The sequence below is a fragment of the Polynucleobacter sp. MWH-Spelu-300-X4 genome, assembly GCF_018687515.1.
Taxonomy (GTDB): domain Bacteria; phylum Pseudomonadota; class Gammaproteobacteria; order Burkholderiales; family Burkholderiaceae; genus Polynucleobacter.
The window spans coordinates 1465932-1479050 of record NZ_CP061294.1; the positions used below are offsets into that span (position 1 = coordinate 1465932).

General features: G+C 44.0%; 9 protein-coding genes. 4 read left to right on the plus strand and 5 right to left on the minus strand.

All coding sequences use genetic code 11. The features are described 5' to 3' along the window. Positions 1 to 13 precede the first annotated feature (13 nt). Positions 14 to 2323 (minus strand): UvrD-helicase domain-containing protein, encoded by a 2310-nt coding sequence (locus ICV01_RS07490; protein WP_215287102.1) that lies wholly within the window; start codon positions 2321 to 2323, stop codon positions 14 to 16. A 41-nt stretch (positions 2324 to 2364) separates the two neighbouring features. Between ICV01_RS07490 and ICV01_RS07495 the strand changes: the two genes are divergently transcribed. Further along, positions 2365 to 5226 (plus strand): valine--tRNA ligase, encoded by a 2862-nt coding sequence (locus ICV01_RS07495; RefSeq protein WP_215287109.1) that lies wholly within the window; start codon positions 2365 to 2367, stop codon positions 5224 to 5226. 2 nt (positions 5227 to 5228) lie between these two features. Next, complete coding sequence (galU, locus tag ICV01_RS07500; protein ID WP_215287111.1) at positions 5229 to 6095, plus strand: UTP--glucose-1-phosphate uridylyltransferase GalU; 867 nt, start codon at positions 5229 to 5231, stop codon at positions 6093 to 6095. 40 nt (positions 6096 to 6135) lie between these two features. Here the strand turns inward: galU and ICV01_RS07505 are convergent, their stop codons facing one another. From ICV01_RS07505 to alaS, 4 genes are all read right to left on the minus strand, one after another. Beyond that, on the minus strand, positions 6136 to 7386 hold the full coding sequence (locus ICV01_RS07505; protein WP_215287113.1) for a type II toxin-antitoxin system HipA family toxin: 1251 nt from the start codon (positions 7384 to 7386) through the stop codon (positions 6136 to 6138). Further along, positions 7376 to 7711, minus strand: a complete 336-nt coding sequence (locus ICV01_RS07510; RefSeq protein ID WP_215287115.1) for a helix-turn-helix domain-containing protein — start codon at positions 7709 to 7711, stop codon at positions 7376 to 7378. Before ICV01_RS07510 ends, ICV01_RS07505 begins: the two co-directional genes overlap by 11 nt. 430 nt (positions 7712 to 8141) lie before the next feature. Next, the gene (locus ICV01_RS07515) at positions 8142 to 8381 is read right to left on the minus strand and encodes a sulfurtransferase TusA family protein (RefSeq protein WP_215287117.1); all 240 of its coding nucleotides are present in this window, start codon (positions 8379 to 8381) and stop codon (positions 8142 to 8144) included. Beyond that, entirely contained in the window at positions 8378 to 11005 is a 2628-nt protein-coding gene (alaS, locus tag ICV01_RS07520) for an alanine--tRNA ligase (RefSeq protein ID WP_215287119.1), read from the minus strand. Before alaS ends, ICV01_RS07515 begins: the two co-directional genes overlap by 4 nt. Positions 11006 to 11136: 131 nt before the next feature. Between alaS and ICV01_RS07525 the strand changes: the two genes are divergently transcribed. Together ICV01_RS07525 and ICV01_RS07530 are read left to right on the plus strand one after the other, a co-directional pair. Beyond that, a complete protein-coding gene (locus ICV01_RS07525; protein WP_215287121.1) occupies positions 11137 to 11598 on the plus strand; it encodes a tripartite tricarboxylate transporter TctB family protein in 462 nt (153 codons plus the stop codon). Positions 11599 to 11613: 15 nt separating this feature from the next. Then, positions 11614 to 13116, plus strand: coding sequence for a tripartite tricarboxylate transporter permease (locus ICV01_RS07530; RefSeq protein ID WP_215287123.1), 1503 nt, complete (start codon positions 11614 to 11616; stop codon positions 13114 to 13116). Positions 13117 to 13119: the final 3 nt, after the last annotated feature.

Here is a 13119-nt window from a genome sequence, read left to right on the forward strand (position 1 = left end):
TAATTAGCCGCCATCAATCAATAGCGGTCAACTTAGCAATCGCTAACTGAAGCCACTTAGGGCCATGTCGATTAAAGTTCACATGCGCCTTAGCTTCAGCAGCGCTACCCTCAATAGCTAAAATTCTGCCTTCGCCAAATTTAGTGTGGAACACGCTTTGCCCCACTCTGAAACCATGGCCATTATCTTTTCTAGGCATTGAACTAATTGGGGCCGCAATTGCGCTTGGCGTCACATCAAAACTTCCACCACGATGCCTTGTAGCAGCAGGACCACCCCAATCACTGCCCTCTGACCAAGATGGCATTCGAGTCGTTGTACCCCCCCATCTTGCATCTTTATTTCTAGGTGTTAGATGTTTTAAAGATTCCGCCGGCAACTCATCCAAGAACCTTGATGGCAAGTTGTAGCGCACTTGACCGTGCAAAAGCCTAGATTGCGTATGCGATAAAAATAATCGCTCTTTAGCACGTGTAATCGCCACATACATCAAGCGGCGCTCTTCTTCTAGGCCATCTTCTTCATTCACACTATTTTCATGAGGGAATAAACCCTCTTCCAACCCTGTAATAAATACTGTCGTGAACTCCAAGCCTTTTGCCGCATGCACAGTCATTAATTGAACCGCATCTTGTCCAGCTTGAGCTTGGTTATCACCAGCCTCCAAAGAAGCATGCGCTAAAAATCCAGCTAAAGGAGACATCTCAATCACAGGCTCATCTTGGGAAGTGCCAGCTACGGTGTCTTGCGCAAAACCTTCTTCAGCAATGAAAGCTGTTGCGGCATTGACCAATTCCTGCAAGTTTTCTACGCGATCCTGACCTTCTCGCTCCGTCAAATAGTGTTGAATCAAACCACTGTTCTGAATCACATAATCGACTGTTTCAGGCAATGTGTAATGGCGGGTGGAATCTCTCATATGATCAATCAACCGCACAAATGCGCCAATCAAACTGCCCGCCTTACCATCCAAATAAGGAGCTGCTGCATAGAAAGAGCAATTATTAACTTTTGCACTATCTTGCAAAGTCTCCACACTCTTAGCGCCAATACCTCTAGTTGGGAAATTCACTACCCGTGCAAAAGAGGTATCGTCATTGGGATTTTCTAAAAGTCGCAAATAAGCCAACGCATGCTTAATCTCAGCACGCTCGAAGAATCGCAAACCACCATAAACACGATACGGAATGCCCGCGGAAAATAAGCCGTGCTCAATGATGCGGGATTGCGCATTGCTACGATAAAGAATAGCAATCTCACTTCTAGCGCTACCTGTATTAATGAGACTCTTAATCTCATCAACCATCCAAGCAGCTTCGGTGCCATCCGTTGATGCCTCATAAATTCTTACAGGCTCGCCATGACCAGCATCTGTGCGCAAATTCTTACCTAAACGCTCAGTGTTATTCGCGATTAAATGATTAGCCGCATCAAGAATATGCCCAAAAGAACGATAGTTCTGCTCAAGCTTAACCAAGTGAGGCTTAAAGTGGCGCTCAAATAAGCGCATATTCTCAACATCTGCGCCGCGGAAAGCATAAATACTTTGGTCATCATCACCCACAGCAAAAACAGAGCTTGGATTAGATGAACCATAACCAGAAATTAACTTAAGCCACGCATATTGCAAGGCATTGGTATCTTGAAACTCATCAACCAAAATATGGCGGAAACGTTCTTGATAATGCTCACGAATGGGCTGGTGGTTTTTGAGCAGCTCATAGCTACGTAATAAAAGCTCCGCAAAATCAACAACACCCTCTTTTTGGCATTGCTCTTCATAAGCTTGGTACAACTCAACCATGGTGTTCTGAAAAGAATCTCCACGATCCATATCTTTAGAACGTAAACCTTTTTCTTTGGCATGCGCGATGAAATACTGTAATTGCTTAGGCGGATATTTCTCATCATCAATTTTTAATGACTTCAATAAACGCTTAATCGCCGACAACTGATCTTGAGTATCCAAAATCTGAAAGGTTGAAGGCAAACCCGCATCTTTATGATGAGCTCTTAATAACCGATTACATAAACCATGGAAAGTGCCCACCCACATTCCTCGTGTATTAATGGGCATCATGGCCGATAAGCGCGTCAACATCTCTTTAGCGGCTTTATTTGTAAAAGTAACCGCCAAAATCCCAATAGGAGAGGCCTGTCCTGTTTGAATTAACCATGCAATACGGGTTGTTAAGACCTTGGTTTTGCCACTTCCAGCACCCGCAAGAATCATAGCTGACTGGGCTTTGCCGTCATTATTCACAGGGGATAGCGTTACCGCTTCTAGCTGTTCGGGATTGAGGTTTTGAAGAATATTTGTCACATACGCCTTTAAGTTCTAACAAAAAATTATAATTCGGGGATATGTCAAAAAATCTTTCTGATCTCGCTAAATCTTTCGAACCCGCCAACATCGAGGCTCAATGGGGCCCCGAATGGGAAAAACAGGGTATTGCCACCGGCACTTTAGATGCCAATAAGGCCAATTTTTGCATTCAACTGCCTCCGCCAAACGTCACTGGCACCCTTCATATGGGGCATGCCTTTAACCAAACCATTATGGATGGGTTAGCCAGACATGCTCGCATGAGCGGCAAAAACACCCTATGGGTTCCTGGCACCGACCATGCCGGTATTGCCACCCAAATCGTCGTAGAACGCCAATTAGACGCTCAGAAGGTCTCTAGGCACGACCTAGGCAGAGAAAAGTTCCTAGAAAAGGTTTGGGCATGGAAAGAACAATCTGGCTCCACTATCACCCGTCAAATTCGTCGTCTAGGCGCCTCCATTGATTGGAGTCGTGAATATTTCACGATGGATGCCAAAATGTCCAAAGCAGTCGTTGAGGTATTTGTTAGCCTATATGAGCAAGGTCTTATCTACCGAGGTAAACGATTAGTTAACTGGGACCCCATCTTGGGCACCGCCGTTTCAGATCTTGAGGTGGAGAGTGAAGAAGAGCAAGGCTCGATGTGGCATATTCGCTACCCACTCGCCAGCGGCCAAGGATATTTAACGGTTGCGACCACTCGACCAGAAACCATGCTTGGCGACGTTGCCGTGATGGTGCATCCGGAAGACGAGCGTTACAAGCATCTCATTGGTCAATCAGTACGCTTACCGCTTTCTGATCGAGATATCCCAATCATCGCGGATGATTATGTGGATAAAGAATTCGGCACAGGGGTTGTCAAAGTAACCCCTGCGCATGATTTCAATGACTATGCAGTCGGTTTACGCCATCAATTGCCAATGATCAATATCTTGACGCTCGATGCCAAGATTAATGATGACGCTCCTGAAAAATATCGCGGCCTTGATCGCTTTGAGGCTAGAAAATTAATTGTTGCCGATCTTGAAACTGCCGGACTACTTGAAAAAGTTCAACCTCACACATTGATGGTGCCAAGAGGTGATCGTACAAAATCGGTCATCGAACCTATGCTCACAGATCAATGGTTTGTGGCCATGTCCAAACCAACTGAGCACAATCAATACCGCCCAGGAAAATCCATTGCCGATGCGGCTTTAGATGCCGTGAAATGTGGCGATGTGAAGTTTGTTCCGGAAAATTGGACTACCACCTATAACCAATGGTTAGAAGGCATCCAAGATTGGTGTATCTCTAGACAACTCTGGTGGGGTCACCAAATTCCCGCTTGGTATCAAGAAGATGGAAAGATTATTGTTGCGCGCACTGAAGCTGAAGCTACGGCAAAAGCGAAGGCCAACGGTTACAACGGTAGCCTTCGTCGAGATGAAGATGTCTTAGATACATGGTTTAGCTCAGCTCTCGTACCATTCTCATCATTAGGCTGGCCAGAAAAAACGCCTGAATTAGCTCACTTCCTACCTTCATCAGCGTTAGTTACTGGATTTGACATTATTTTCTTCTGGGTTGCTCGCATGGTGATGATGACTTGTCACTTTACCGGCAAGATTCCTTTTGAAACAGTCTACGTCCATGGTCTTGTGCGCGATGCGGAAGGTCAAAAGATGAGTAAATCAAAAGGCAATACTTTAGACCCGATTGATTTAATCGATGGCATTGATTTAGATACTTTATTAGCAAAACGCACCACTGGATTAATGAATCCAAAACAAGCTGAAAGTATCACTAAGAAAACCAAAAAAGAATTTCCAGACGGCATTCCCGCTTTTGGCACCGATGCATTGCGCTTCACGTTTGCGTCCATGGCAACATTAGGCCGCAATATTAATTTTGATCAAAAACGCTGTGAAGGTTATAGAAACTTTTGCAACAAACTATGGAACGCCACTCGTTTCGTACTCATGAATTGCCAAGGCTCTCTTGAAGATAATGGCTTTGGTGAATGCAAAGGTGGTTGCGGGCCTGATGGCCAACTAGACTTTTCTGCAGCAGACCGTTGGATTGTGTCTTTATTGCAAAAAGTAGAAGCAGATATTGAAAAGGGTTTCAAAGACTACCGCTTCGACAATATCGCCACCTCTATTTATCAATTCGTTTGGGATGAATACTGCGACTGGTACCTAGAGCTTGCCAAAGTTCAACTACAAAATGGCACGCCAGCTCAACAACGCGCCACCCGCAGAACTCTATTAAGAGTTCTTGAAACTATTCTGCGCTTAGCCCACCCAATCATTCCATTTATCACGGAAGAATTGTGGCAAATCGTAGCGCCAATGTCTGGCAAGGATATTTCCAAAGACGAAAAGCAAACGATTGCTCTTCAAGCTTACCCTATGTCACAACCGGAAAAGATTGATGAGGTAAGCGAGAAATGGGTTGCGGAAATTAAGTCTCTTGTCGATGCGTGTCGCAACCTTCGCGGTGAAATGCAAATCTCCCCGGCTCAAAGAGTTCCGCTATATATCTGTGGAGACTCCGCTTATTTGCAAATAGCAGCCCCCTATATTCAAGCACTAGCTAAGCTTTCGGAAGTAAAGATTTATGAAGATGATGCCCAGCTAGAAAAAGATGGCGCAGGAGCTCCCGTTGCTATTGTCGGCAACACAAAGATGATGCTCAAGGTCGAAATTGACGCCACTGCTGAACGCGCTCGCCTCAATAAAGAAATTGAACGCATCTCTTCTGAAATCGCTAAAGCCAACTCCAAACTAAATAATGAAAGCTTTGTTGCAAGAGCCCCTGAAGCTGTAGTGATTCAGGAAAAACAACGTTTGGCAGATTTTGAATCTTTGCGCGAAAAATTGGAAAGTCAATTAAGTCGTTTACCATCATAAATATGAAAAATACTATTACCAAAGCAGTATTCCCAGTAGCAGGTCTTGGCACACGCTTTTTGCCTGCCACCAAGGCAAGCCCAAAAGAAATGCTCAACGTAGTGGACAAGCCATTGATTCAATATGCGGTTGAAGAAGCGATGGCTGCTGGCATTACTGAAATGATCTTCGTAACCGGTCGTAGCAAACGTGCGATTGAAGATCATTTTGATAAAGCCTACGAATTAGAAGCAGAGTTAGAAGCTAAAAATAAAAAAGAACTTCTTCAATTAGTCAGAAGCATTAAACCAAGTCATGTGGACTGTATTTACATCCGCCAACCAGAAGCGCTAGGTTTGGGCCATGCAGTGTTATGCGCTGAAAAATTAATTGACGACGAACCATTTGCCGTCATTTTGGCGGACGACTTATTAGATGGCAAAGTTCCCGTTATGAAACAAATGGTCGATAAATACCAACACTACCGTAGCTCCATCTTAGGCGTGGAAAAAATTGCTCCGGAACAAAGTAAGTCATACGGCGTCATCGATGGCAAGGTATTTGAAGACCACATCTACAAATTAAACGGAATAGTTGAGAAACCAGAGCCATCCAAAGCCCCATCTAATATGGGTGTTGTAGGTCGCTATATTTTGTCTTCAAGAATCTTTGATCATATTCGCCAAATCAAACCAGGCGCCGGCGGCGAATTACAGCTAACTGATGCGATTCAATCACTATTACAACAAGAACAAGTCCTCGCGTATGAATACGAGGGCACCCGCTATGACTGCGGCAGCAAACTTGGCTACCTTAAAGCAACAGTTGAATTTGCTTTAAGACACCCTGAAGTAAAAGATAGTTTTGCTGACTTCTTAAAAAATAGATAAAGTAATCAATCCGTTAAGCCTAATGATTTAGGGTGAGAAATTATGTGTTGAGGGGGAGAGTCTCCGCTCGGTGAAAGGCCTTCTCCAGAACAGCAACATCTTTCGAGCTCACCCCTTGCTCTGCAAAAAAAGTTCTCCAATTTGAAACAATGCTTTGCATTTCCTTTATTAAAACAGTTGCCTGAGTTTTCGAGAGCCCAAATAATTCGCATTGGCTGAGGGCATTATTGAGAGTAGCCAGGCGGCCATATTGACCAACATTTAAATGTTGATAACGCTCCGTAGCAATCGCTGGGGCAGGCACAATATCATAAACAGGAGAGAGGCAGTAGCAACCATCTTGGTAAATAAAGCCATGATTGCGTAGATGGTCATCATCATTACCCACCAAAATATTAAAGACCATTCTGCGATATAACTCTTTTTTCATGGGAGAATTTTCTTTCGGCCCATAACGCATGATGGCAGTCAAAATATCTGTATAAGATGAGCCAAGAGATTCAGACTCATCTTTACCAAGTAAAGTTAGGGCACTAATAAAATGTGTGCGGGTATAACTAGCTCCTGATTTGTGGCGATCAAATCGTTTGATTAGAAAAATATTGGCGTCACCCGTTGCTTGGACACGAACCTCAGGGATATTAATACCACACTCTTTGGCGAGCAATAAAGTAGCCGACTCCACTTTAGCGTAATCAAATTTATCATTACGTGCTCGAAATTTCGCTAACCATAGACCAGCATTATCTTCAACAACAGCCTTGGGTCTTGCTCCACCCATGCTTGCACCATAGTTAAACATTTGCAACATGTCATCTGGAACGGGTTCATCACATTCAATTTTGTCAGCGCAATCGAGAAGATATTGCAAATCTAAAACTCTATTAAAAGGATGCTGCCGAGGTGGGGCAGTCGGCGAATCTCTAAAGTCAAGCGCTCCAACACGGTCATCGTAAGAATATTTAATGTATTCGATTTCCGGTAAGTTAACTGCTTTAAGGTGCTTCTCAATGACTCTGCGCCCCCAAGCATCTGGGGTAGCATCTCGAAAGGCACCGAATACCGACAATCCTGCAATCGGAGTAATTTCTTCACCAGCATTTCGGGGAACTGATTTAAAAGGCAAGCTAATGGGGTCTAGCTCGATAGCATTACTGCGCTGCATGTAGCGCGAGCCATACACAAATTTACTCGAAAGTTCTTTGCCAATTTGAGTAAGCGTCAGAGTACCTGCGGGGACTGCCTCGAGTTCTCCTGGTAAATACACAAAAACAATAATTTCAGAAATCATGCTTATCCTTGGTTAACCGTTTTGCACCCACGCGAGTCGGCAGACGAGAGACCTCGAGCGCCTTGCCTTGCTTATCATTATCAGGATGAACGCCGCTTAATGCAGCACCATCTAGGCCATATAACCATAGGGCACTAAAGTAGCCACCACCCGAAACTGACGGATCGCCTTTTTCTATTCTGGTAACCGTTTGATAGCTTAAATTAAGGCGATCTGCGACCTCTGTCATGGTGAGCCTTCTGCGCTTGCGGGCAATACGCAGAAACGAGCCTAATTCTTTAAGGTCTTGGGTGACATGAGGGATAGTTTTGATGGTATTTTTCATTTTTTATACCTTAAATCATATATTAAAGTAAATAATATATGAAACTTGGTATATATTCAATCAAGATATGAAGATAAATTACCTCTAATTTATATGGGTTATTAGGATCCGAAGTGAGCTAGAAGAATGTTTCACCGCTAATTTTTGGATCGTCTTTCTTAGCAACAGTTCTTTTGTTTTTTGCTATTACTGGAGTAACTCGCAATCTAGATAGAGGATCTCTCAATGACACCCCCGTCTTATCAGAGTAGATCTAGAGCGAGGAAAAGATTGGCACGACTTCAATGATTAACATTGTGGGCAGAAATTAGCTTGCTGTTAATCTCATACACATTCAAAGCTGCTATTAATAAATAGCACTCAGAAAAAACAACTAGTTATTGCCATGAAAATATAAGGCAAGGGATTTTCATCAACATTTAGTCTATTGCTATCGGCGCTTTAAATAAAAGACAAAAGCTTCACCCAGACTTTCTGAAGCAACTAGCTCATTACCTGTTTGTTTTGCAAAAGTTGGGAAATCGTGAGATGAACCACTATCTGTGGCGATGATTTTTAAAATTTCACCAGTCTGCATATCAGCTAGAGCTTTCTTGGCACGCAAAATAGGTAGCGGACAATTAAGTCCGCTAGCATCCACTTCCTTATGAATAACATCTGGAATTGTCATAAACGTTCAGCTACCCAACTCTGTACGCTTTGCAATGCGCTAGGCAAGCCTTTAGGGTCAGTACCACCAGCCATCGCCATATCCGGCTTACCGCCACCTTTGCCACCCACTTGTTGAGCAACAAAATTAACTAACTCGCCAGCCTTGACCTTTGCCAAAACATCCGATGTAACACCCGCTGCTAATTGAACCTTGCCATCTTGCACCGATGCCAAAACAATCGCAGCCGACTTCAATTTATTTTTCAACTGGTCTAGGGTTTCTCTAAGAACCTTAGCGTCTGCGCCATCTAACTGAGCTGCAAGGACCTTGATACCTTTTAACTCAATAGCCTGCGATAACAACTCATCTCCTTGGCTAGCAGCTAATTTGGAACCCAAACGCTCAAGTTCTTTTTCTAAAGATCTGGCATGTTCTTGCAATTGTGAAATACGTTGGGCTAAATCATTTGGCGTTGCTTTCAAGCTTGCCGCCAATTGATTAACTTGAGCATCTAACTGCTGCAAGTAAGCAAGAGCACGATCACCTGCAATTGCTTCTACACGACGAATACCCGCAGCCACGCCACTTTCAGAAAGAATCTTGAATAAGCCAATATCACCTGTACGCTGCACATGCGTACCACCGCACAACTCTTTTGAAGAACCAATTTCTAAAACGCGTACGGTTTCACCATACTTCTCGCCAAACAACATCATGGCACCAGTCTTCTGCGCATCATCTAAGCTCATCACTTTCGCAGAAGCTTGCGCATTTACCAAAATTTCAGCATTAACAATCTCTTCTACACGAGCGATTTCATCAGCAGTCATTGGGCTGGCGTGTGTAAAGTCAAAGCGTGTCTTATCGGCATCCACCAAAGAACCTTTTTGCTGCACATGCGCACCTAAAACTTCTCTCAAAGCTTTATGCATCAAATGAGTGGCGCTATGGTGACGAATCGTTCGAGCTCGCCTCTCAGCATTGACCTTAGCGTTGAACTGATCGCCCACCTTAATCTCACCCTCTAATACTTGACCATGATGCCCAAACACATCCGCCTGTATCTTAAGAGTATCTTCAACGTCAAAAAGACTCGAAGCATTGCGCAGCTCCCCAGCATCGCCAACTTGACCACCGGATTCAGCATAAAAAGGCGTGTGATCCAAAACAACCACAGCGCTATCGCCAGACTGAATAGAGTTAACTTGCGTACCATCTACATACAGGGCTAAAACTTTAGCGCCCTCTCGATTTAAGGAATCATAGCCATGAAACACTGTTGGCGCGCCCTTGTACTCCAAGCCTTGCGACATCTTGAATTTTCCGGCAGCTCTTGCTTGATCACGCTGACGATTCATTGCCACTTCAAAACCAGCTTCATCTACCGTCACACCTCGCTCGCGACATACGTCGGCGGTCAGATCTAACGGAAAACCAAATGTGTCATGTAATTTAAATGCTGTTTCACCATCAATCACTTTAGAGCTAGCAGATAAGGCAGCTTCCAAAATTTCCATACCATTCGCAATCGTTTGGAAAAAACGCTCTTCTTCTTGCTTAAGTACTTCAATAACTTTTGTCTCGTTAGCTTTTAATTCAGGATAAGCATCACCCATCTCTTTAACTAATGCAGAAACAAGCTTATGGAAAAATGGCGCGCGAGCACCCAATTTATAACCATGACGAATCGCGCGACGCGTAATACGGCGCAACACATAACCACGGCCAGCATTACCCGGAATCACCCCATCAACAACGGTAAACGTGCAAGCTCGAATATGATCGGCAATAACCTTTAATGATGGGCTAGCAGCGTCACAATTACCGGCCCCAGCTTCATCAACAGCTGCCTTAGCTGCTGCCAACAAATTAACAAACAAATCAATTTCATAATTTGAGTGCACATGTTGCAAAACAGCAGCAATACGCTCTAAGCCCATACCTGTATCAACACTTGGCTTCGGCAATGGATGCATCACACCGTCTTCATCGCGGTTAAATTGCATGAAAACGTTATTCCAAATTTCTATGTAACGATCACCATCTTCTTCAGGGCTGCCAGGAGGACCCCCAGGAATTTCCTCGCCGTGATCATAAAAAATTTCAGTGCAAGGTCCGCAAGGACCTGTATCGCCCATCATCCAAAAATTATCAGATGCGTAACGAGCACCTTTGTTATCGCCAATACGGATAATTCGCTCAGTAGGCACACCCACTTCTTTTGCCCAAATGTTGTAAGCCTCATCATCTTCCGCATAAACAGTCACCCACAACTTATCAGCAGGTAATTTATAAACAGTCGTCAGCAACTCCCAAGCATAGGTAATCGCGTCACGTTTGAAGTAATCGCCAAACGAAAAGTTACCCAACATTTCAAAGAAAGTGTGATGACGCGCGGTATAACCTACATTATCTAAGTCGTTATGCTTACCACCTGCGCGAATACACTTTTGCGCCGTGGTTGCTCTCGTGTAAGGGCGCTTATCAAAGCCAAGAAACACATCTTTGAACTGATTCATACCCGCATTGGTAAATAGCAAGGTTGGATCATCACCAGGAACGACTGGACTAGAGGCAACAATTTGGTGCCCTTTTGATTCAAAGAACTTAAGGAAATTTTCGCGAATTTGAGTAACTTTCATAGCCGTGATTATCGCTCAGAGCGAGCCTTTCCGTATAAACCCTAAGTAACAAAGGTATCAATATACCTTTAATGAAGCTTACAATGTGCCGCAGTAGGCATAAATAAATAACAAATATAAAGGAGCGCAAGATGCAAATTCGCAGCCAAAAAGACTTTGCTTCGGGTCTCATGTTTGTGGTGATTGGTCTCATATTTTCATATGTCGCCACCACATACAACATGGGTACAACTGCAAAAATGGGTCCAGGATTTTTCCCGTTCTGGCTTGGTATCGTCTTAGCCATATTAGGAGCCATCGTAACAATGGGCGCACTCTCTAAAAAGGGTGAAAAAGATCAGATTCCTAAATGGGATTGGCCTTCCGTTCTATGGGTAACAGGCTCGGTAGTTCTATTCGGCGTTGTTCTAGCTGACTTGGGTCTTGTACTTTCCTTATTTGTATTGGTATTTATCTCCGCAATGGCCAGTCACGAATTCCACTGGAAAGGCACGGTTGTTAATGCCGTGATTCTGAATGTGATTGCTTATGTGGCTTTTGTCTGGGGCTTAAAACTCCAGTTCCAAGTTTGGCCAAGTTTCTTTACTGCTTAAACAGAGGAGCACATCATGGAATTATTAGATAACTTAGCTCTAGGCTTCTCAACAGCGCTCACACTTCAAAATTTAGCTTATTGCTTGATTGGTTGCGTACTAGGCACATTGATTGGTGTACTACCAGGACTAGGTCCTATTGCAACCATTGCGATGCTATTACCTGCTACCTACGCTCTCCCCCCAGTTGCAGCTCTTATTATGTTGGCGGGTATTTATTACGGCGCCCAATATGGTGGTTCAACTACAGCTATTTTGGTGAATATCCCTGGAGAATCCTCCTCGGTAGTAACGGCGATTGATGGCTATCAAATGGCTAGACGAGGACGCGCAGGTGTTGCCCTATTTACAGCCGGCATGGGTTCATTTTTTGCTGGATGCGCTGCCACGTTGGTATTGGCTGCTTTTGCAGCACCTTTATCAGAGTTGGCATTTAAATTTGGCCCCGCCGAATACTTCTCTTTAATGGTTTTAGGCTTAATTGGCGCGGTAGTACTTGCATCTGGCTCACTGATTAAAGCGATTGCCATGATTGTTCTAGGTCTATTGCTTGGTTTAGTCGGAACGGATGTTAACTCTGGAACAGCGCGTTACTCATTCGATATTCCTGAATTAACAGATGGTATTGGTTTTGTGGCAGTTGCCATGGGCATGTTTGGTTTTGCTGAAATCATGACCAACCTTGAGCAAAAAGAAAATCGTGAAACCTTCTTGGATAAAGTTTCCAGCTTATGGCCTGGTAAAGAAGACTTCAAGCGCATGATCCCACCAATTTTACGTGGCACAACAATTGGTTCATTACTGGGTGTCTTACCCGGTGGTGGTGCAGCTTTAGCCTCATTTGCCGCTTATTCATTAGAGAAGAAAACCTCTAAATACAGCGCAGAATTTGGTAAAGGTGCGATTGAAGGTGTTGCCGGCCCAGAGTCTGCTAATAATGCAGCCGCTCAAACATCATTCATTCCACTCCTTACATTAGGCATTCCTCCTAATGCGGTGATGGCTTTGATGGTAGGCGCGATGACGATTCACAACATTCAACCTGGCCCACAAGTGATGAGCTCCAATCCAGCATTATTCTGGGGCTTGATTGCCTCTATGTGGATTGGTAACTTGATGTTAATCGTCTTGAATTTGCCAATGATCGGTGTTTGGGTCAAGCTATTAACTATTCCATACAAACACTTATATCCAGCCATTCTGGTGTTCTGCTGTATCGGCGTCTACACAGTTAACAACACAACTTTTGACATTTATCTAACAGCAGCCTTCGGGATTGTTGGTTACTTATTTACAAAATTAGGATGCGAAGGTGCGCCATTACTTCTTGGCTTTGTTCTAGGCCCGATGATGGAAGAAAATTTCCGTCGTGCGATGCTTCTAGCAAGAGGTGATTTCACGGTATTCTTTACTCGCCCATTGTCCTTAGGTCTCTTAATTGCAGCTGCAGCGTTAGTGGTGATTGTGACCTTGCCAGCGGTTAAGAAAACACGAGAAGAAGCCTTCGTCGAAGAATAAATC